Below are 21796 nucleotides of genomic sequence, written 5' to 3'. Positions count from 1 at the left end.
AACCTGTTAATGGTTGCAACCTGGCCCGCAGGAGCTGTGGCCACCACCACCGCCGCCACTGCTGCGGAACGGATTCCAGGTCAGCGTGCCGGAGTCGGTAGCGCATCCGCCTACGGCGAAAGTGATGATCAGAACAGCGGCCGTAAATAGCAACTTCAAAGCCCGTGCCATCGAAAACCCTTCCTTGACCTTTTTTCCAGAAACTTGCGACCAGACTTCGAGTCTATACACTTACTAACGCAACGGGCGCGCATTGAAGTTGCCATGCGCCGTCGCCAAGCGTGCGGGCTGAATCTTCGCCCGCTCGGCAGCGTCCCAAATCATGCGGGGCGACGGGAAGGCATTGTTAACCGGAACGATTGTCAAAGTTTGGGCTTTATAATTCGGAACCACGCGACCTACGCCTGGTACTTTCAGAAGCTCCTGTGAAACATAGCGGGCATCCTGCATCGCCCGTACCGTCAGCACCGACGTGTGATCATGCTTGTGCTCGTGAACGGGCTGCTGAGCATTGGCAAGTCCAGTGATCGCAATAGTCACTGCGGCGATAGCGGCAATAAACACTCGGCGTGTTGCGAAAGTCATCATTTCGAATCTCCTTAAAATTTACTGCTTCGCAAGCGATCGCTTGAGAAGTTGATCCGTCAGACATCCGAGCCTGTGGAGTATTTCAAACGTGGGATACGCGTCCCAGAGACAAATGGTTCACTGACCTCCAGCCTGCAAACTATTGGACAGTAGCAAGCCTTCGATTTCAGCTGCCGCAGTGCGCAGCTCACGCAACGCCTCCAGGTAGGCGAGATTCGTTTGTGTGAACGTCCGCTGAGCGGTAAGCAGGTTGATAAAGCCGCCTTCACCGGCCTCATAGAGCCTGCGGCTCAGGTCGAGTGTCTCTTGCGCGACGGGAAGAATGTTCTCGCGGTACTCTTTAACCTGGTTCAGAGCGTTCGAGTATCGCTCATAAACTGGGGCCAACCGGTTTTGCAGGTTTAATTCCAGTTGTTCGAGCGCCCGTTCGGCGGCAGCGGCCTGATGCTGAGCCTGAACGAGGGCCCCCTGGTTGCGGTTCCAAATGGGCAACGGCATACCAACCATAATGGAGCCGTCCGGGTCACCGTCGATACCGTTATCAACTACGTTCACCAATCCGCGAACGGTAATGTTGGGCGTCTTCTCGACACGCGCACGTTCCGCTTGCCAGCGGGCACGCTCGATGTTCGTCATGGCGATCGCGATTTCAGGACTGGTTCCTAGCAGCGTGTGCAGTGCTTGCTGCCAGGTGTGCTGCGGCACTTGATCGAGATCCCCGGCCAGGATCTGCATCGACCAATGAGGCCGGCCAACCAGCGTCGCCAGCTGCTGCCAAGAGGCCGCGCGTCGGTTGCGAGCGTTCACGATGAGAATCTGCATGTTACGAGATTCAAGCTGTGCTTGCAGCACATCGAGCTTGCCGACTTCCTTTTGATCGAACAGCGATTGAGACGCCTTCAGATTCTGCGCGGCATTCGTGGACAAGTGATTTGTGAGCTGTTCCTGCCGCTGAGCGACTAGCGCTTGATAGAACGCGATCCGCACGTCAGTCGTAACACGTTGCCGCTGGGCAGCTAGTTCTTGGCTCGCACGGCCAATTTCATGGGCAGCGACTTCCCGGTTGATTCGCAACTTACCGCCGCGGACCAGCTCCTGCTCGACGAACACACCATGCTGCTCAGCTCGGCCACCACTACCGAGCTGCTGCCCTTCGTATCCGGTAGTGGGATTGGGAGCCAAGCCCACCTGAACCCAGTTGCCCTTGGCGGCTTCGACCAGCGAAGCGGCGCGGCCGATGGAGGGATTTTCCATCTGAGCGATGGATTCCAATATTTCGATCGTGAGCTCTTGAATCGGTTGCGGCGGCATCCCGACTGGAACGGGGACGGGTTCACTTTTTAGCAGGGGTGCGGGCAGGGCGGCCGGTGGCGGCAGCGGTTGCTGTGCTGCAACCGGAGTAACGTAATTTACAGGAGCGGGCTGATGACGAATTCCCGAAAACTGGAAAGGCGTCGCTGCACGGGACTGTGGCGTCGGCGCGGGCTGCGGTTTCGGCGGTGGCGTCTGCCCCCATGCGTTCCCACCAATCCATGCGAGAACCGGCAGTGCCCCACACAGGGCGACGCGGAGTTTGCGGTGACTCATCAGAAGCCTCCTTGCTTCACAGACGCGAACCAAATTAGATCTGACGCAGTGCTTTGACAATTTCCGTTCCAGCCGCTTGCCAGCCGGGAATGATCCCGGCGAGCAAACCAACAACCACCGAGACAACTAAACCGAGCGTGGCAACTTCCAGCGAGGGTTGAAACGCAATCGTGACACCTTCTGCGCCGATCGCGAAGCCGCCGAGAAAGAGCAGCAAGGTGCCGATCCCAATACCGAGCACCCCACCGGCGATACTTTGCAAAACGCTTTCGGCTAATACGAGGCGGAAGATGCGACCTGGCCGCAGACCGAGCGTCTGCAACACCGCATGCTCTTTGATGCGATCTTGCACCGCCATCACAGTCGTTGTCGCCACAAGTGCCAGCACCAAGCCGACGCAGGCATAGCCCAAGTAATGTGCGAAGCCGATGAGTTCCGCCAGGTCAGCGAGCGTATCCCGCTGAAAGACACCCTTGGACCGGGTTGTCGTCGCAACCGGTCCACTGCGGAACCCAGCGTCGATAGCGCGGCTCAGATCGTCAGGTTGAGCACCTTCCGCGAGCTGCACTTCAAGCTGAGTAACCGTACCTACGGACGACTTGCCGCGGGAACGCTGCAGAAAGTCGAGATGCGTGTAGATGAAGTTGTCCTCGGCAGCGACCGTCGAGCGGAACGTGCCCACGATCGAAACCGTGACATCGCCGATTGTAAACTTCTGACCTGGCTTTAAATTCCGTCGCGCGGCGATCGACTGACCAACCACAGCGGCGTCCGTGCGCGAATCAAACTCACCCCAATTGCCCGAGAGGAGTTCCAGCTTCCGCGCGGTTCGCAGTTTCTCGGGAGGCAGACCATTGAATACCACGACGTCGAGGCTGGCCCGGCAGTTGTTGGTGAAAACCTTGATTGGAACGACATCTTTCACGCCGGGCATCTTGGAGACAGTGCGAGCATAGTCTTCCGGCAGTTTGCTACTCGCCGGGCAAAAGCGGTTCTCTTGAAACACGACCAAGGTCCGCTCCGCTTCTTTGCTGCTCGTAAGCCGCGCCAAGCCCTGCTGAACCGCTCCAACGAAGCAGAAGACGAACAAAGCCACCGCCGAGCCAGTGACGGTCAGCATGGTTCGTCCGCGGTGTCGCCAAAGGCTTTTGAAAACGTAAGGGGTGAATTTGAACATAGGTTACGCGCTCCGTTCATAGGGATGCCCGCCGACGAGAGCGACTTCATGCCCCTTCTCAATGAGCTTTCCCTTTTCGAGTTTGATTTGCCGTTTGGCCAATGCCCCCACACGCGGGTCGTGCGTCACGACGATCATGGTCATGCCCAATTCAGTGTTCAGACGCTGGATCAAATCCAGAATCTGATCCGTCGTCTCAGCGTCGAGATCGCCGGTCGGTTCATCCGCGACGATGATCGTGGGATTGGCGACAATCGCACGAGCAATGCCCACGCGTTGCTCTTGTCCGCCGGACAATTGACGCGGGTAATGATCTTTCCGATCAACCAGATGCACCGCTTCGAGGGCGATCATCACTCTCTTGTGCCGTTCGGCCGCCGACATCGGCAGCAGGAGCAAGGGCAACTCGATGTTCTCATAAGCCGAAAGCACCGAAATCAGATTGTGCATTTGGAAGATGTAACCAATGTTCGCGGCCCGCCAATCAGCTAGAGTTGCGCGAGACAACTTCGTGATGTCGGTTCCCTTGATAACGATCTGGCCCGAAGTGGGACGATCAATGCCGGCGATGGCATTGAGCAATGTGGATTTGCCTGAGCCACTGGCGCCCATCAAGCTGACGAACTCGCCCTGCTCGACGGTGAGGTTGACTTCGCTCAAGGGGGTGATGACTTCATCCCCTTTGCGAAATTGCTTCGTCAACTTGGTGATTTCTACGAGTGACATATTTCGGTCCCTTACTTCTGAATCTTTGCTTCGGCTGCCACTTGAGGCGCGGCGCTGCTCAACGAGGTTTGATTCCCAGCGCCATTTAGGTTGCGGTCTTCGCCAACGACCCGGATTCGTTTGCCCGGTGACAACTCATCGCGCCCGGAGACGATGAGCTTGTCAGTCGCGGTCAGGCCTTGGATAACTTCCACGAGGCGCTCGGTGCTGGCCCTACCCAGTTGAATTGGTTGCAGCCGCGAGCGCGACGTTTGCAAATTGGCGACCCAGACCGATGTTCCTTCCGCGGTCGTCTTCACGAGTTCCTTGGGTATCAGGTGCCGAATCAAATCTTGATCGGCAAGGTTCTGATTGCCTGGCTGCTCGGGTGCGAGAAAGGTGACTTGAACGAGCATTTCGGGTTTGATGACGGTAGGCGGATCGTGAATCGCCACTTTCACCTGCAGAGTGTTCTTCTGGATGTCCGCTTGCGAGGTAACCGCGACGACAGTGCCAGTAAGCGGCGTTGCTAGCGCCGCCGTAGAAATCTGCACGGGCTGCCCAAGCTGGGTGTTGGGAACATCCTCCAAACGGACATCGGCCCGCACTTGCAGGTTCTTAGGGTCGTACAAACTAATGACGGCACTGGAGTCTCGTTCTGATGCCGGCGCCAGTCCCATCAAACGCCGGCCTGGCTGAGCATGCAGTGCCAGGACGCGTCCGTCGCTAGGTGCGACGACTACCATTCGCGTCAGGCGAAGCTCGGCCGTCTCGACAGCCAGCCTGGCCTGCTCAACACGAGCTTCTGCGATGCTGCAATTCGCTACTGCTTCCTTGAAGCGACGATTCTCTTCCGTCTTCATCTCAAGCTGCGAGCGCAATGCCTCGACGCGTTCCTTCGTAGAACGGGCCTCGGAATCCAGACTTTTCGCACGTTGCTCCAGTTCATGGACCGTTGCGGTTGCTGAGTCAAATTCACTTTGAGCACGCTGCACGGAGCGCAGGGGAATCGCATCACCTACCTTTTTCTTGCCGTCGAGATCGTGCTGAGCAAGTTGCAACCGTGCTCGCGCACTGTTCAAAAGTAACGGGATGCTCTGAGAATCCGTGGCAACTTTCGCGAGTGCCGCTTCGGCCTCCGCCACTGCGGCACGCAAATGAACGGGATGTGCCAAGCTCTTTTCCGCTGCTTGATGCGTGGCCTGCGCCAATGCGAGCTCAGCGTCGCGTAGTCGAAGTGCCGCCTTTGCGTCTAAAAGTGCCAGGCGAGCGTCGGCGTCGACCAGTTTTGCCAGCGGCTGGCCCAGCTTGACCTCCTGGCCTTCAACTACCAGGAGGCTCTCGACGATACCTTCCACTTGAGCCGAGACAACCGTGGCCGTGGGCCGCGGCTCGATCCACCCCGCAGCTTGAAACAGCGGCGTTCCGGATTGTTGGACTTCCGCGCGGGTGAGCACTACTGGCGTGACGGTCACCGGCTTCGCCGGCAACAAGCTGTCTTGCAAAGACCAGCCGATAACCCCCGCGAAGGCAACCAGAATGCCGAGTGGCAAACCATACCGCGTGACAAGATTGCGGCGCTTCGGCGCCGTGGCAGCTACACTTGCTGACCGATCCACGGCGAGTTGGCGCAGGTCTACTGGGGTATTCATCGGCTCGTCCTTCACTTACTTACGAACAAACACGCCCTTGGCAAGGACTGTCAGGTTTCCCGCTTCGTCGCGTTTGGCAGTGCCGCGGACGACCACGGTTTGCAGTTCCTTCACTCCGAGCAATTTGCGAGCATCAGTGCTTATAGGCTTCCCGCTTGCATCAACAAACTTCACGAGTGCTTTGCACTCCGGTAACTCATTGGTGCTGCAGCAATAATCCCAAGGAGTCGGACATCCCTCAGCATCAGCACACGGCGAGAGTGATTTGTCAACGACGAGGAACGCGGCTTGTCCCTCGATCCAAGGTTTCGCATCACCACCGATGCGACCTTCAGCGATGATCTCGTCGCCATCCTTCGCGTCAACTTTTAATTGCTTGACGCCCTTCGCCCCCATCGGCTCAGCCGAAAGGAGGAAGGCCTTGCCTTCTGCCGATGGTCCGCTGGGCGGCGCGGCCGTTGGACCACAACCCACGGATAATGCACAAACTCCAAGAACACTGAGAGCCAAAATCATTCGCATGTCTGAACTCCGAAAAATGAACCTGTTGAAACTAAACCGCTTTGAGTCCATCCACGACCGAATGTTGCATGGCCTTCCAGGCCGGCGGAATTGCTCCAAACACACCCAGGAGCAGTCCCGTGCCACATCCCACCAAAATCGCCACACTATCAACCCGCAGCGCAAATGCCCCCATCGTGAACCGAACGGCAGTGCCGTTGATCACGAAGATGGCGATGACTGCGGCTACGAGCGACGCGGTTGTCGAAAGCAACACCGCTTCTTGAATCAAGCTGATGACAATGGCACGGCGGCGATAACCAACTGCCTGCAGCGTCGCCAGTTCTCGGACCCTGCCCATCACAGCGCCGTACATCGTATTAAGCCCCGCGAACACGCCAGCTCCCGCGACTAGCAGCACCACCAGCCAGCCGAGCATTCGCACCGGCTGGTAATGCTTTTGTAGCGAGGCGTAGTATTTGACCTCGCCGATTGCTTGTAGCTCCAGGTCATAACGCTCTTTGCAAAACAGTTCGACGTCGGCGGGTGCCGCGCCATCGCCGAGACCAATGGCAACCAAGCTCAGGTCCTGCCGCTTGAGAGCGTTTTGGAAGTCAGTCAGCGGCACCCATATTTCCGATTCAAACGCCGCTCCATTCGCGGCAAAGTGGCCCGCGATCTTCCATTCCTGGCCATCGAAGCGGATCGTCTTGCCGATTTCTAGATCTGCCGGCTGGCAACTCAGCTTGGCTGCTACGAGCTTGCCGACGATGACTTCGCCCGGGCCTGGCCAATGTCCTTCGGTCACTTGCACTTGCCGTCTGACCAGGGGCGCTGCGTGCGATACGCCGCGGACGATGCCGAACATCGGCGGGTCATCTTTTCTGAGCGAGATCCGAGTACCCACATAAAGCTCGGGAGAAATCCGCGCGACGCCGAACTGTTTCTCCACCCCCTCCAAGCTCGCCGAGAGGAGGGATGCCGACCGGGCTGGTATCGCCGAGTTCTCAATGTCCTCGGCAGCGTTGATCGAATAGACCAGGACGACGTTCGGTTGCCCGGAAACGGCCAGCGAGCTTTCGAGGCCGCGGATAAAGGCCACGACCACAAACACAAGCAGCACCACCGTCGATAGCGCGCCCAGAGTGAGCGCACTTCGGGCAGGGCGTCGCAGCAGGTTGCGAACGCCGTATTCCCACGGCAATAGGCGGAGCCGAAACATGAGATAGTCCGTTGGCGCTTAAACGCAAATTGGAAACAGGAGGCAAACCCAACGAAGACTGGCATTCACCACGATCACGACAGCTAAACGACAGACAACCACGCCGAGCAAGCGGCGGGAGTTTAGCCAGCAGCGCAGATGTGCTTACAGCAAGAGAGATTGGACGGCTAAGCGCAGGTCCCTTCCCGACACATTGCCGGGCGACCAATGCTCATCCAAAACGGTCGATGCACACACAACACCCCGTTGTGGTGGCAACTCGACGATCGTCCAGATCTGCGAAGAGAAAATGTCCTGATCAACCTGAATCGCGGCTGCGGAAATAACCGGGCTGTTGCAGAAGCACGCGGTATCCGATTGGTCCTGATCCTTGGCAGGCAGGCCTTCTTCGGAACAGCGTTCGTGTTGGCAACAGCGACATCCCACCGCGCTTGAACCGTCCGCAGTGCTTGGCGGACCGGCCATACAAGCGTATGGACAGCCCAGCACTTGGTAGATCATCGTGATGAGAAGCAGCAAGCGAAACATGAGGTCCTCAGTAAGTAACTCTTCACAATCCTATCTCTCAAACTGAAAAAATGCAATTCCGCTCGGCCGGCGGCGTGTAATGGCTCAGCGCTTGATGAAGATGCCGCTCGCCATCAGCGCGACATTTCCCTCTTCGTCTCGCTTCGCGACGCCTTTGACCACCACCGTTTCCTCTTCCTTCAGGCCGAGCAACTGACGGGAGTCAATGGCGATGGTTTTTCCCTGTTCGTCCACAAACTTGACGACCGTCGTGGCGGATGCCAGTTCCTGGGCGCAATGAGCACACTCAGGGCCACATTTGGCGTCTGGATTCGGCAGCGGGGCTCCGGTATCGACCAGCAAGAACGCCGCCCGGCCTTCGATCCAGGGCTTTATGCCGCCACCCACGCGGCCGATGACTGAAACAGTCTCGCCCGCCTTAGCCTGTTCTTTGAAATCAACGACGCCCATTGACGTGGCCGGCTCCGATGGCAACAAATAGCGCGGATCAACGGCGGCTGAAGTCGAATCTGATTTCGCACATCCGGCGATGGCGATGGCAGATACCAATAAAACGACGGCAACGCAGATATGACGCAACATGGGCGCAGTCCTAAGTAGGCGATTTAATTGGCGAAAGGCAGAAAGATGAGCGCAGTCGGCGGACGCCGTTGGCGCGATGGATGAAACGGGGTCCAGTTGAATACCGGACAGGCGCCAGCAAGAAAAGTGGCGCAGCCTGTTCGCTAAATTGTGAAGCGGCAGAGTGCCACGCAGAGTTCGAGCGAGGTTTCGCTCAAGATAACGCCGTGCTCGATGCTGAAGAGCGTTTGCCGATTCTCATGCGCGGCAGCAGGGTGCTGAATGGGCAACGCCAAGAAGACGACAGCATCGCACTTCTCAACTTCTACTTCCTGCGTCTTTACCGCCAACTTGGGCGCATGTTGCAGGTGGCAAGGGCAATTTGCCGGGCATTCGCAGGGAGCGAATGGAACTTTGGTCTGTGATCCCTGGTCTGGTGTTTTGTGCTTCGACGAGCAACCGCATTGTCCCGACCGACAGCTAAGTTGCTTGGCCTTGGAATCCTTGCCAGCGACCTCTGTGGAATCAGCCGAATGACAGCAGGAACAATGGCTAGCAGCCAGCGGCTGGACCGGTAGCATGATCGCCACCATCCAGACAAAGCCTCTCAGCCATCTTCCGCTAAGCCGATTCACAAGCGAACTCCATTTCGAAAGAGGGAAGGCAGGCACGCCGCCCGCTCCTTTATCATCTGTATCGACTTTTCCGAATAGCGATTTGAGCCTTAAAGAAGTCCGCCGTGCTTCGCCCGATGCCGATTGGCACGCCAGCAGCGACCTCCTGATCGTAGATGCTTGCAAACTGGTTATCATTTGTGTCATGGATTGCTACGGGGAACGACCGACCCGCCAGAAGAATCCCTTGACTCTGTAGTAAGGTACAGGCTGTAAGATGCTTTGGGAGGACAAGCATCATGCAGACTATGACCATTGGCCAAGTGGCCCGCGAAGCTGGGATTGGCGTTGAAACAGTCAGGTTCTACGAGCGAGAAGGCCTGCTGGAAGAGCCCGTGCGTCGGGCGTCGGGTTATCGGCAGTTCGACTTAGACGCTGTCGCTAGACTTCGATTCATCAAACAAGCGCAGCGGCTCGGTTTCACCTTACGTGAGATCAAGGAGTTGCTTGGATTAAAACTCGATCCTGCTTCCACGCGCGCTCAAGTTCGGCAACGTGCGGAAGCCAAGGTCGCCGACATTGACTTGCGAATCAGTGAACTCAAACGCATGAAGAAGGCCCTGCTCCCGCTGATTGCGGCGTGCGACGGCAAGGGCAAGCTAGAAGGTTGCCCGATCCTGGCGGCAATCGAACCGGCCTGTCACTAATTTGCGCCTCTGAAAACTTCACGCGAAAGGAAAATCTAAGTGTCTCACAAACAACATCAGATAGGCAGCACGCAAGACGAAAAGCATGGCGAGAAAGACCCTGTTTGCGGCATGACCGTGGATCCAGCTGAGGCCGCCGGCTCTCACGTCCATAACGATAAGACATATCACTTCTGCAGCACCCACTGCTTGGCGAAGTTCAAGGCGGATCCTGGCAATTTTCTCCGCGAAGTGCCTGCGCAGATACAGCCTTCCGCGCCGCCGACCGGTGTCAAATACACATGCCCCATGCACCCGGAAGTCGTGCAGGACGGACCGGGCACCTGTCCGAAATGCGGCATGGCACTCGAACCCATGCAGCCAACGGCGGAGGAGGGACCAGATCCCGAACTCATTTCAATGCAGCGTCGCTTCTGGGTTGGCGCCGTGCTGACGTTGCCGATTTTTGTCATCGCTATGGCGGGAATCATTCCGTCGGCTGCGCTGATGCGTCTGCTGCATGAACACATGCTCATGCTGAATTGGATCCAGCTGGCGCTAGCGACACCCGTGGTGCTTTGGTGCGGCTGGCCATTCTTTGAGCGAGCATGGATGTCACTGGTGCATCGCAGTCCCAACATGTTCACGCTAATTGCAATCGGAGTGGGAGCAGCCTACCTCTATAGCTTGGCTGCCACCGTTGTTCCGAATATATTCCCGGCCGGATTCCGTAACCCAGCTGGAACTATAGAGCCGTACTTCGATAGCGCAGCGGTCATCGTGGTGCTGGTTTTGCTCGGGCAAGTGCTCGAACTTCGGGCTCGATCGCAGACCGGCGCAGCGATTCGCGCGTTGCTTGGTCTGGCACCGAAGACTGCGCGTGTCGTGCGTGCGAATGGTTTGGAGGAGGACATTCCACTAGGTCACGTGCATGTTGGAGACCACCTGCGGATACGGCCCGGCGAAAAGGTTCCGGTCGACGGCATTGTTCTCGAAGGCCGAAGCAATGTCGATGAGTCGATGGTGACCGGTGAGCCGATTCCGGTCGAGAAATCATCCGAAAGCAAGGTTGTCGGAGGCACCGTGAACGGTACTGGCGGTCTGCTAATGAAGGCCGAGCGCGTCGGTGGTGATACCCTCCTGGCTCAGATCGTGCGCATGGTCGGTGACGCCCAGCGGAGCCGAGCCCCCATTGAAAAGCTGGTCAACAAAGTCGCGATGATCTTCGTACCTGCGGTCTTGACCGCAGCGGTGATCACATTCGCGGGATGGGCCATTTGGGGCGCTGAACCACGGTTGGCACATGGGCTGGTCAACGCGGTTGCGGTCCTGATTATTGCTTGCCCCTGTGCGCTCGGATTGGCCACGCCGATGGCAATCATGGTTGGCACCGGCCGCGCTGCTCAGGCTGGTGTCCTCTTTCGCAATGCCGAAGCACTGGAAACTCTGAAGAACGCGGACACGCTTGTCGTCGACAAGACGGGAACGCTTACGGAGGGTAAGCCGAAACTGGTCACTGTTGAACCGATCGGGACATTTAGCTCGAACCGACTTATGGCAATCGCTGCTGGATTGGAAGTCGCTAGTGAGCATCCACTCGCGACGGCAATTGTGCAGGGAGCCAAGGACCAAAACGTCGACCCAGAGAAGCTACAGGATTTTCAATCAGTGACAGGCAAAGGCGTCCGAGGCCTGAGCGCAGGTTCGAGGGTCGCAATTGGCAATGCAGCGATGATGAAGGAGGAGGGGGCGGAGATTATTGAAATTGAAGATCGTCTTCAACAATTGCGCTCTGAAGGACAGACGGTGATGATCGTTGCCGTTGATGGGAAAGTAGCGGGATTGATCGGCGTTGCTGATCCAATCAAAGCCACGTCGCTGGAAGCACTGCAGCAACTGCATGCCGAGGGATTTCGCATCATCATGCTGACTGGCGATAGCCGTGCGACGGCCGAAGCGGTCGCACGGAAGTTGGGGATCGACGAAGTCATCGCGGAAGTGTTGCCGGAGCAGAAGGGGGAGGTTGTCGCTCGGCTACAACGTGAAGGTCGCCAAGTAGCGATGGCCGGCGATGGGATCAATGATGCTCCAGCGCTGGCCCAGGCAGACGTAGGGATTGCGATGGGAACCGGAACGGATGTCGCCATGGAAAGCGCAGCTGTAACACTCGTGAAGGGTGACCTGCGCGGAATTGTGCGTGCCAAGCGACTCAGCCGGGCGATTTCCGCAGGTATCCGTCAGAACCTGTTTTTGGCATTCGTTTATAATGCTCTGAGCGTTCCCTTGGCTGCCTTCGGCCTGGTTACGCCAATGCTGGCGAGTGCTGCCATGAGCTTGAGTTCGGTCAGTGTGATTGCGAACTCGCTCCGGTTGCGGGGGACAAAGCTCTAGGACGGAGCCCTAACACGCGCCCATCGGCACTATTCCTTCTTCAACTTGGCGAGGTAGGTCTCTTTGTTGCCGAGGAGTTCGTCGCGGCAGCCTTCGCAGCAGATCCAAATTGGTTTGCCGTCGACATCGACCTTCAGCGGCGGACCCATCGTTCCAAGCATCTTGTCCGTGACCAGACAAACGTGCTGTTTCTCCGCTGACGCCGCATCCTCAGGGGAGAGTTTGGCCAGCTCCGCCTTCATCTTTTCCATGTCGGAGCTGCCTTCGCCAGTGGTTGAATTGGCAGCGGGATTTGCGGCAGGAGGAGGATTGCTACCGCACCCGGAAATGACAGCGACGGCGAGCACCAGGGACAGTGAAATCGTGACGTACTTGGTCATGGTCAACCTCTTTCAAACTTGGAGTGTGCAAACGGACGCTATTCCGAAACTACCTGACAAACAATCGTGTGGTTCTTGCCGTCCCGTGATTCCCAAGCCGCCACCACAGGTCCTGTTCCCTTGGGATTCGCGGCAATTACGGGATCGCCAGCTCGCGAAGCGAGCTTCGTGGGTGTCTTGCTTCCGGGCGTTAGCAGGTTCGCTTGCTCGCCACGCTTGGCGAGCCAGACGATGTACGGACCTGTTTTAGTGGCGGCGATCCAGGGCTGTTCGCCAGGACCTAGCAATTGCTCATCGCTGCCGACAGAGGTGCTTAAATAAAGTGACTTCTCGCGTCGCCAAACGGAACTGACCTGGTTGCCGGAAACGGCAATCGCGCCCCCGTCCATCGGGCAGGCGCGCAAGGCCCAATTGCCAGTGCCTAGCATCTTGGCAGGTCCGAACGACTTACCGCCATCCGTTGACGATGCGACATAAATATCGCGGTTTCCACCCAGCGCATTTCTCCATTGCACTAAGACTTTTCCCCGTTCGTCGAACGTGACGCTGGGATGGCAACATTCGCAAACGCTGCCGTCGGGGGATTTGTAGGCGAGGACGTTCTTGCTCCAGGTTTTACCCCCATCGAGAGAAGTCGACACCGCGATTTCCGTTGCCTTGTTGCGGAGGTCGAGCCAGACACAGCACATTTCCCCCTTTGGCCCTGCGGCCATCGCGTGCAAACCTTCGCGGGCCGCATCATCGACGTCGTTGACCTGGACGGGACCAGTCCACGTCTTACCACCATCCTGCGAACTCATCGCCAGGACGTCGCCGTCGCGTCCCTTCCCTTGTTTCCCGCCGATTGCGGTAATGCAAATTGCTTTGTCCGTCGCGGCAATCCTTGGTCCGCGCCGCATGCCCAAAGACATGGCGTGTGCAAAGGTGAGTTCCGCCGGTTTGCTGAAAGTCTCGCCGCCGTCAGTGGAGGAATGATAGCAAACGACGTCGTGGATTCCATAAACGATGTGAATACCACCGTTCGCATCAACAGACAATTGTGGCTGCTGCGGATGCCGAGGCGCCTCGCCGCGAGTCAGTTCGATTGGCTCGCTAGCCTGCGCAACTCCTGCCAAGAATAGCAGGCACAGTGCGATCAATTCGACGCATGGATACTTGCTAAACATGAGAGTCTCCCACCAAAGGTGTTCGTTCTATATCGGAGGCGTTGGGCTCGCTCCCCACAGGATCGAGCGATCCCAGATTGAGCTTCATTTCCATGTAGCCGCAATACAGGACAGGAACTACGAAAAGCGAAACGAGTTCGACAAACATCCCGAAGAAGACGGGCAAGGCCATTGCTCGGGCCACGTCCGCCCCTCTCCCTGTTGCCAGCATGACGGGCAGGAGCGCCGCAAAGGTCGTGAAAGCCGTCATCAAGCAAGGCCGGATTCGACGGCGGCCTGCTTCGATGGTAGCTTCGCGGATGTCCTGAACGGTGCGCATCGGTCGGCGTCCAAAGAGTTGCTCCATGTATGTAGCGATGACGACGCCGTCATCCTCGGCAATCCCAATGAGCGCGATCAAGCCAATCCAGATCGCGGTATTCATCTCGATCCCATAGATGCCCAGACCAATCATTCCACCGAAGACCGCGATCGGAATCTGCGAGAAGATAATTAACGTCAGAGGCAGGTTGCGGAAGTTGAGATAGATAATGAGCAGGTCGACCAGAATGACGATCGGAATGAGGACACCGAGACGACGATTGGCTTCGATCTGGTTCTGGAACGAGCCCACGGGCAACAGCGCATAACCTGCAGGGAGCTTGAGCGTCCCATCCGTTTGTGCCTGCCGCAGGTGGTTCTCAACAGCTTGAACCGTTTCCAGATCACCCGTCATGCCCGACGGAGCAAAGGCGATGTGCGCTACCAGCCGCGCATCTTCGCTGCTGATCATGCCCGGTCCCCAGGTCGTCTTCATCTTCGCGAGGATTTCGAGTGGCACGACCTCCCCTGATTCCGTCACCACGGGGAGTCGTGGCAGATCGTCGATGCGCTCGCGCAGATCGCGTTGATAGCGGATGCGAATCGGATAGCGCTCACGCCCTTCGACGGTCGTCGTGAGGTTCATGCCTCCCAGCGCGGTTTCGATGACCTGATTAACCGACATCGTCGTCATGCCAAAGCGAGCAGCGGCTTCGCGATCCACATCGAACTCGACGTAAGGCATGCCGAGCACAATATCCGGATTCACCGTGGCGGCATTGACCTGCGGAATTTTCTTCAGCAACTCGGCGACATTGCGGGCTGCTTCAGCCAGGCCATCGAGGTTATCGCCATAGACGCGAATCGCCATGGGTGCTTTGATGCCGCTCTGGAGCATCACCACACGCCCTTCGATGGGCTGCAGTGGCGACGCCGGCGTGACGCCAGGCAAAGTGCCAAGTGCGTTGATTTGTTCCCAGATGCTCTGGATCGTCACTCCGGGCCGCCACTCCGACTCGGGTTTCAGCATGACATAGGTCTCGATCATCACGCCGGGCGCTGGATCGAGGGCCGATTCAACGCGCCCGATCTTTCCCAGTACGTTCGCGACTTCCGGGATTTCTTTGATCAGGGCATCCTGGGTTTGCAGTACCTCCATGCCCTGCGAAAAACTGGCTGCGGGATAGAGGGTGGGCATGTAGAACCAGGTTCCCTCATCGAGCGCGATCCAATCGTCGGTACGTAGCCCAGGTAAGCGATGCTTGAGATCGACGTATCCTGGTAGCGCATTCGGCTCCGCACCTAAACTGCGGACAACCTGCTCGGCAGGGTACAGAATTGTCGGCAAACCCAACCAGGCACCAGTGCCAATCAAAATGATCAGCAAAGGCACCGCCATAAAACTGAACTTGTGCGCAAGCAGGAAACGGAGCGTTGGCTCGTAGATCCACAGAATGATCCGGCTCGTCGGATTCTCCTCGATCGGTCGGAGTCGTTCCCGCGACATCAAGTAAGCCATTCCGCCGATGAGCAAACCAGCGAGCGGCGCAGTGGCCCACAATGGCAACGGCGATATATCCTCGATCCACGGATGCCAAAACAGGATACTGGCGAGGATGCCCATCGCGCCGGCGACGCCGGCAGCTACCAACCCCCGCCAAGCCGGCCATCGTGAACTGCTGAGTAGCAATCGGCAGAGCGCGGGAACCAGGAAGACGGCCACCAGAAGTGCCGCGAACATGGCGAACGTCTTCGTCCAGGCCAGCGGCGCAAACAATTTGTAATCGCGGCCAGTTAGAAAGAACACTGGCAGGAAACTTACGATTGTCGTCGACACACCGGTCATCACTGCCGGAGCGACTTCGTGAGTGGCGTCGATGATCACTTCGGTACGCGTGCGTGTATCGCGCGGCCGCAAGGTTCCATCGGTGGAACGAACGCCTCCCGCCTGACTGGCTTCCCATTCCACCAGATGTTGATAGACGTTCTCCGAAATGATGATCCCCAGGTCCGCGACCTCGCCGATAGCAATGGCGATCCCCGCTAGCGACATGATGTTGGCGTCGATCTTGAACCACACCATCCCGATGAAGGCCATGAGCACGGCCATGGGTAAGGTTACGGCCACAATGATGCTGGCCCTGACGTGTAGGAGGAAAATGACAATGACGACCGCGGTAATCATTAGCTCTTCGCGCAATGATTCGGTAAGCGTCTCCACCGTTTCGTTAATGAGCCCCGTGCGGTCGTAAATCGCCACGACCTTCACTCCTTTGAGGCCGGGCTCAATCTGCTTGATTTTCTCCCGAACACGCTGGATAACGTCACGTGGGTTCTCGCCGAACCGCATGACCACAACCCCACCGACGGCCTCGGAACCGTTGAGGTCGATGGCACCGCTACGAAAGTCGGGGCCCAATTGAACTTGGCCCAAGTCGCGAATACGCACAGGAACTCCGTCGCGGGAAACAACGACGGTTTTCTCAATGTCCGCCAGCGATTGCAGCGTATCCTTGCTTTGGCCAATGAAGCCGCGTCCCCGGATGACGTATTCCATGCCACCCGACTCGACTGTCTTGGCACCGACGTCGATGTTCGAGTCCTTCACCGCGGCGATGACCCGTTCCAGCGGGATGTCGTGGAAGCGCAGCGCATCGGGGTCGATTTCGATTTGATACTGCCGCACGTAGCCGCCGACGCTGGCAACTTCGCTGACGCCTTGAACCGATTGCAGCTCGTATTTGATGACGTAGTCCTGCAGCGAACGCAGCTCGGCAAGATTCATCCCCTTCGGACCATCGAGCACATAATAAAAAATCTGGCCGAGAGCCGTCGCATCAGGACCGAGCGTCGGCGTGACGCCCTCCGGCAAAGTGGCGATCGCGGTCCCCAATCGTTCCAGCACTCGGGAACGAGCCCAATAGAAATCGGTGCCGTCGGCGAAGGTCACTTGCACGAAGCTATAACCGAACATGCTCTTGCCGCGCACGCTTTCTGCATGCGGCACCGTGAGCAAGGCAACAGACAAGGGATACGTGACCTGGTCCTCGACGTCTTTGGGAGACCGTCCCGGCCATTCGGTGAAGACAATGACCTGGTTTTCACCGACGTTCGGGATGGCGTCGATCGGCACTACCGTCGCGCAGTATCCGCCGACTGCGGCAACTATCAGCGCTCCGAACAAAGTCAGGAATGGCTGCCGAACGCAGAAATCAATCGCCGCTCGCAACATTGTTAGGCATCCCCTTTCTTCACCGGGGTAGCCTGATGCTGTTTATGCGAATCGTCTTTGGTCTCAGCTTTACCCTGCATGGGAAACACTTGCACCTTCTCGCCGCAGCGCAACATCTCACTGCCGAAATACGGGTTGAGAAGTTTGTCATCCGGCTGGAGCCAATCGCCTCCTCCGCCGGGAACCATTGGGCAGAAGAAGTGCGTGAAGGGATTTTGAGCACTTTCACTCCGGACCTGCGACGCAAGAGTGACAATGGCGTGGCTGATGGGTTTGAATCCCTTACGAGCCTCAGCCAGATCCATGTGGTGGAGATGTTCTGACTTCACAGCTACTTCCTGGACGAGCCTTTTAGTCGCTTCTGGAAACGCCGGGTCATCCGCGAGCTTGGCAGCGGACTGATGTACTGATTGTGCTGCACCTGCTGCTGGCCTCTTGTCCGAAGCCAGGGCTTGCTGCACTTGAAAGTAGGCCGCATATAGATCTTCGAGATTCTTCCCTGTTTCGCCGCCAACCGATGCGACCGCGATGCTCTCAAAGACCAGTGGGCCCTTCCGTTCTTTGGTGCGAGCAATGGCTCGAAGCGGATCAATCAAACTGGGCTTACCCGCCAATTGCATTTGTGAGTCGATCAAGAAGTTGCCGGCTGTGGCAACTTCTTCACCCGCTTTGAGCCCTTCGAGAATCACGATCTTGTCGCGCAAGATCGGGCCTAACGTCACCGGGCGAATTTCAAAGACGCCGGGCTTCGCTTCGACATAAACCACGCTGTTGCCACCGGCCATCAAAACTGCCGGGCGTGGCACGTATAACGAAGCCTTCTGGGGAACCGGTTCGTTGACGAAGCCATAGCGAGACGTTGGCACGAGATCCATTCCGCAGATCGGGCATGGTCCCGGCTCAGCGCGAATGATCTGCGGGTGCATCGGGCTGATCCACTTTCCAGCCAGGTCCGCGTCAAACACGTTTCCCTTGGGACCGATGGGAAGAGTGATGAGCGCTTCGGCATAGTCGCCTGGTCGTAAGCGACCGTCGTTCAGCAGTTCGACGCGAACGCCAACGGTTCTCGTCTTGGGATCGACCGTGGGATCAATGAAAGCGACCCGGCCGATTAACTTTTCTCCGGGCAGTGATTGCACGACCGCCTCCACCTTTTGGCCGAATCGAATGCGTGTGGCATCTTCGGGAAACAGCTTGAGCATCAGCCACACAGTCGATAGCTCGGCAATCCGATAGATGGGATCGCCCGCCTTTACGTAGTTCCCTTCGACGGCCAGTTTCTCCACCACGGTGCCGCCTTGCGGTGCATAGATCGTCAGCCGCGACTGAGCATTTCCGGAGCGTTCCAATTCGGCGAGCTGATCATCCGTCATGCCATACTCGCGCAGTCGCTGGCGTGTATTAGCGGCCAAGGACTCTTGAGCCTGGCGAACAGCCGCTAATCCACCAGCGGCGGCCAGTGCGCGACGTGATTCGATGTACTCCACCTGCGCACCAAATAGTTGCGGGCTGTAAAGGACCGCCAGATGGTCACCCTTCTTGATCTCGACTCCGGTGTAATCGGCGAAGAGCCGTTCGAGGCGTCCGTCGATATACGAGGCGATCGTAGCCTGCCGACTCTCATCGACGGCAATGGCGCCCACGGTCTGCAGCGTTGCATCCAGAGGCCCGCTTACCACCTTCGCAGTTTGAATGTTGGCCAATCTGCGCTGGGCAGGCTCAATCTTGACGGAGAACTCGTCAAGGTCCGCCGCACCGCTGGAAGCAGGCACCAGTTCCATCCCGCAAATCGGGCAGCGACCGGGAGACGGCTGCCGAATCTGGGGGTGCATGGGACAGGTATAGACCGCCCCTGACTTGGCCGTAGCTGCGGTTGTCCCAGCCGCTGCAGGTAGCAATCTAAATCGCTGGGCCAAACCGACCACGACGATCAAGGCAACAACCCCGAGTAGAAACAGGCCTACGGGGAGCAGTTTCTTGCCGATCAAGAACAGTCGATCTTGCAGCGAAGGGGTAGCCGAAGGCGTATTCGCATTGCTAGGAATAGTGGACGGCGTGGACATAACGAAGCCTCAAAATCAGATCTGGTTCTAACCAATGGCGCAGCGAAATGAACTGCGAATGGAGCGTAAACACTTGCCTGGGAAGAAGGCCTGCGGCTTCCGTGCTGCAACTTGTCTGCAATCAGCGCGCAGCGGTGGCCCGGAATCAGATCAAGATCGCCAGATACAGAATCGCGACTGAATCGAGCGCGGTTTCCAGGATTCCGCGCTTTGGTCGCAGTAAACGGAATCTTCCGGCCGATCTCGCACCGTCAATTGCATCACAACGTGATGCCCTGCGGTCCACTTCAACGATCGGCCACTCTCGTCGGTTGCGGCGGGTTGTGATGGCTCCCGCGATTCCTCTTGGCGCTGACACGAACAAGCCGGCATCGGCGTGGCTGAACTGCAGCAGCACTTCGTAGCACTCTTACAACTAGCCGCAGGCGATGCTGTAACGGAAGAACAACCAGCGTTCGCTAGCGAGGGTGTCCCTAACCCGCTTCCGGCAATCGGTGCCAGAAGCAAGAGGGAGATCACACATCGCAAATATCCGCCGCGATTGAACATTCCACACCAATGGGCTGCGCCGCAATGAACACGACGTCTCCATTATCCTGCGGCGAGGAGTCGTGTCTAGTGCGTAAGATCCGTTGATTAGGGCGCAGGTTGTGGTGCGTCGGGGGTGGCTAAGAGATCGACACCGACCGTCTGCCGGATGCGGGCCAGTGTCGTTGCGAGTTGGCCAAGAGCGCGATGGTAACCCAATTCGAGATTAAGGAGTGTGCGATAGTCGCGAATCACGCGGTCAAATGTCACCGTGTTGTTGACGAGTGATTTTTGATCCGCCTCGAAAGTCTGCCTAGCCTGGGGAAGAATCGTTTTCTCGTAGAGTTCGATCGTTTGCTGTGCCGCTCGCGCCTGTTCCCACAAATCTCGCAAGGTGGCGTCGATGCGCAGACTTACCTCGTCTTCGGTGGCATGAGCCGCGTAATGCTGGCGGGTCGCTTCGTTGACCATCGCTTCGTTCTTCCGATGCCAGATCGGCAACGTACTGGAAACATTCAAAGTCCAGGCGTCGTTACCAGCGCCTGGCGACATGTCTGCCGGGTCAGCCGCCATCACCATCCAGCTTGCCCCGACACTCACGTCAGGCCGCCGCTTCAGCCGAGCCACTTCAATGCCCCAGCGAGTCGCCGTCGTGCGGAGCCGGGCTGCATTCAGCTCAGGCTGGGCGCCCATAGCGATGTGATGCAGCAGGTCGTGGTCCCATTGTGGAATTTCGATGTCTAACTTCGTCGGCGCGCTGATCGGTGTCCGCGACTCCCTGCCGGCCAAACGGTTTAGCTCGGCCATCGTCGCCACCATCTGTTGCCGATAACTCAGGAGTTGCTCCTGCAAACTGCTCAGTTCCAATGTCGCCATCAGCACATCGCCGGGTTGGGCATCGCCAGCGGCGACGCGGGAATTGGCCGTTCTGATGAGTGATTCGAGTTGTACTTGATCCGCCTGCGTTGTACTGACCTGCTTGCCGAGGACGTACAACTTGTACCAGGTTGCACGAATCTCCCCCACGATCCGCAACCGCTCGGCTTGATACTGATTCTCGGCGACCAATGCTTCGAAATGCGCCATCTGAGATTCGGCTTTGAGCCGGCCGATCCAGGGAATCATCTGCATGTACTGCAGTTCGGCCAACTGCCGATCGGGCACAAAGTTCATCGCGTCGCCGAAGAACATTCCGGAGAGCGTTGGGTCAGGTAGCTTCGCGACATACCCCACTTTGGCCCATTCAGCCGCGGCTTCCTGCTGCATCCGCCGAAGCGTGGGATTGTTGCTCAGGGCCGCAACTTCTAGATCAGCGAGTGTCTCAACGTGTTGCAAAAGCACGGGCGCGACCTGCTCTGGCCGGACTGTTTGCGGAGGCGGCAATTGACCTGAATTGCCCGCTTGCTGATGCGACGCCAATTGCACGGTTGGCTCGACGGGCGGAACGACACTCGTCACCGCGACGGCAACTGGTTTTTGTGCCAGCGGAGGCGCTGAGCGGACTTGTTGCTGTTTAGACGTTTCACACCCGAGACAGCAGATCATTACTGCTGCCTGCAGGAGAACGACGTCCAAAAGCACGAACTTGCGCATCGCAGCGAACCTTGGGGAAGTGACCTACCTGCCGGCACACATGAAAACTTCGGAGCTATCGCTGACTTCGGCACAATCCGCGTCCAAGTATTAACCGTTACGGGCGGAGTATCGGATTTCTACGCCGTAGCGTTCGGCTGGATTCGTTTAGCGAAAGTGTGACGGTAATGCCGGCCGTACAGCATGCTGTGCCGTTAGGGATTGGTGACGCATCTGTCCATATTTTTCGCCGGCGCTGCTGCCATCACGGCCGCTTAATAATTGATTCCCTACCTCGCAGCTGCATGGATTCCAAATGCACCGGTATCGAGCGGTTTAGGGA

General features: G+C 57.7%; 19 protein-coding genes. 4 read left to right on the top strand and 15 right to left on the bottom strand.

Features of this window, described 5'->3' with window-relative positions:
* Positions 1 to 6: 6 nt before the first annotated feature.
* From NA78x_RS14415 to NA78x_RS14370, 10 genes are all read right to left on the bottom strand, one after another.
* Entirely contained in the window at positions 7 to 171 is a 165-nt protein-coding gene (locus NA78x_RS14415; protein ID WP_425619147.1) for a hypothetical protein, read from the bottom strand.
* A gap of 63 nt (positions 172 to 234) precedes the next feature.
* On the bottom strand, positions 235 to 588 hold the full coding sequence (locus NA78x_RS14410; RefSeq protein ID WP_425619146.1) for a hypothetical protein: 354 nt from the start codon (positions 586 to 588) through the stop codon (positions 235 to 237).
* Between the two features lie 117 nt (positions 589 to 705).
* Positions 706 to 2175 (bottom strand): TolC family protein, encoded by a 1470-nt coding sequence (locus tag NA78x_RS14405; RefSeq protein ID WP_425619145.1) that lies wholly within the window; start codon positions 2173 to 2175, stop codon positions 706 to 708.
* Between the two features lie 34 nt (positions 2176 to 2209).
* Positions 2210 to 3295, bottom strand: coding sequence for an ABC transporter permease (locus NA78x_RS14400; RefSeq protein ID WP_425619144.1), 1086 nt, complete (start codon positions 3293 to 3295; stop codon positions 2210 to 2212).
* A gap of 60 nt (positions 3296 to 3355) precedes the next feature.
* Complete coding sequence (locus tag NA78x_RS14395; protein ID WP_425619143.1) at positions 3356 to 4078, bottom strand: ABC transporter ATP-binding protein; 723 nt, start codon at positions 4076 to 4078, stop codon at positions 3356 to 3358.
* An 11-nt stretch (positions 4079 to 4089) separates the two neighbouring features.
* Positions 4090 to 5709, bottom strand: coding sequence for an efflux RND transporter periplasmic adaptor subunit (locus NA78x_RS14390; RefSeq protein WP_425619142.1), 1620 nt, complete (start codon positions 5707 to 5709; stop codon positions 4090 to 4092).
* 15 nt (positions 5710 to 5724) lie between these two features.
* A complete protein-coding gene (locus NA78x_RS14385; RefSeq protein WP_425619141.1) occupies positions 5725 to 6231 on the bottom strand; it encodes a hypothetical protein in 507 nt (168 codons plus the stop codon).
* A gap of 31 nt (positions 6232 to 6262) precedes the next feature.
* On the bottom strand, positions 6263 to 7432 hold the full coding sequence (locus NA78x_RS14380; protein WP_425619140.1) for an ABC transporter permease: 1170 nt from the start codon (positions 7430 to 7432) through the stop codon (positions 6263 to 6265).
* Between the two features lie 144 nt (positions 7433 to 7576).
* Positions 7577 to 7960, bottom strand: coding sequence for a hypothetical protein (locus NA78x_RS14375; protein WP_425619139.1), 384 nt, complete (start codon positions 7958 to 7960; stop codon positions 7577 to 7579).
* Between the two features lie 84 nt (positions 7961 to 8044).
* Positions 8045 to 8542: a hypothetical protein gene (locus NA78x_RS14370; protein ID WP_425619138.1), complete on the bottom strand. Its 498-nt coding sequence runs from the start codon at positions 8540 to 8542 to the stop codon at positions 8045 to 8047.
* A gap of 206 nt (positions 8543 to 8748) precedes the next feature.
* Here NA78x_RS14370 and NA78x_RS14365 point away from each other — a divergent pair, with 206 nt between their 5' ends.
* The 4 genes from NA78x_RS14365 (at position 8749) to NA78x_RS14350 (ending at position 12212) form a co-directional block, all read left to right on the top strand.
* Positions 8749 to 8946 carry a hypothetical protein gene (locus tag NA78x_RS14365; RefSeq protein ID WP_425619137.1) on the top strand — a complete coding sequence of 66 codons (198 nt, stop codon included), beginning with the start codon at positions 8749 to 8751 and terminating at the stop codon, positions 8944 to 8946.
* Between the two features lie 154 nt (positions 8947 to 9100).
* Positions 9101 to 9394, top strand: a complete 294-nt coding sequence (locus NA78x_RS14360) for a hypothetical protein (protein WP_425619136.1) — start codon at positions 9101 to 9103, stop codon at positions 9392 to 9394.
* A 40-nt stretch (positions 9395 to 9434) separates the two neighbouring features.
* Positions 9435 to 9842: a heavy metal-responsive transcriptional regulator gene (locus tag NA78x_RS14355; RefSeq protein ID WP_425619135.1), complete on the top strand. Its 408-nt coding sequence runs from the start codon at positions 9435 to 9437 to the stop codon at positions 9840 to 9842.
* A gap of 39 nt (positions 9843 to 9881) precedes the next feature.
* Positions 9882 to 12212: a heavy metal translocating P-type ATPase gene (locus NA78x_RS14350; RefSeq protein WP_425619134.1), complete on the top strand. Its 2331-nt coding sequence runs from the start codon at positions 9882 to 9884 to the stop codon at positions 12210 to 12212.
* Positions 12213 to 12241: 29 nt separating this feature from the next.
* Here NA78x_RS14350 and NA78x_RS14345 read toward each other — a convergent pair whose 3' ends face one another.
* The 5 genes from NA78x_RS14345 to NA78x_RS14325 all read right to left on the bottom strand — a co-directional run bounded on the left by NA78x_RS14345 (position 12242) and on the right by NA78x_RS14325 (position 21474).
* Positions 12242 to 12592 (bottom strand): hypothetical protein, encoded by a 351-nt coding sequence (locus NA78x_RS14345; protein WP_425619133.1) that lies wholly within the window; start codon positions 12590 to 12592, stop codon positions 12242 to 12244.
* A 38-nt stretch (positions 12593 to 12630) separates the two neighbouring features.
* Positions 12631 to 13758 (bottom strand): sialidase family protein, encoded by a 1128-nt coding sequence (locus NA78x_RS14340; RefSeq protein ID WP_425619132.1) that lies wholly within the window; start codon positions 13756 to 13758, stop codon positions 12631 to 12633.
* Positions 13751 to 17290, bottom strand: coding sequence for an efflux RND transporter permease subunit (locus NA78x_RS14335; RefSeq protein ID WP_425619131.1), 3540 nt, complete (start codon positions 17288 to 17290; stop codon positions 13751 to 13753). The genes NA78x_RS14340 and NA78x_RS14335 overlap by 8 nt, the downstream gene beginning before the upstream one ends.
* Before the next feature lie 2 nt (positions 17291 to 17292).
* Positions 17293 to 19353, bottom strand: a complete 2061-nt coding sequence (locus tag NA78x_RS14330; protein ID WP_425619130.1) for an efflux RND transporter periplasmic adaptor subunit — start codon at positions 19351 to 19353, stop codon at positions 17293 to 17295.
* A 636-nt stretch (positions 19354 to 19989) separates the two neighbouring features.
* On the bottom strand, positions 19990 to 21474 hold the full coding sequence (locus NA78x_RS14325; RefSeq protein WP_425619129.1) for a TolC family protein: 1485 nt from the start codon (positions 21472 to 21474) through the stop codon (positions 19990 to 19992).
* Between the last annotated feature and the right edge of the window lie 322 nt (positions 21475 to 21796).

The sequence above is a fragment of the Anatilimnocola aquadivae genome, assembly GCF_049819085.1.
GTDB lineage: Bacteria > Planctomycetota > Planctomycetia > Pirellulales > Pirellulaceae > Anatilimnocola.
Note: the sequence above shows the minus strand (reverse complement) of the source record. Positions and strands in the feature narration are given on the sequence as shown.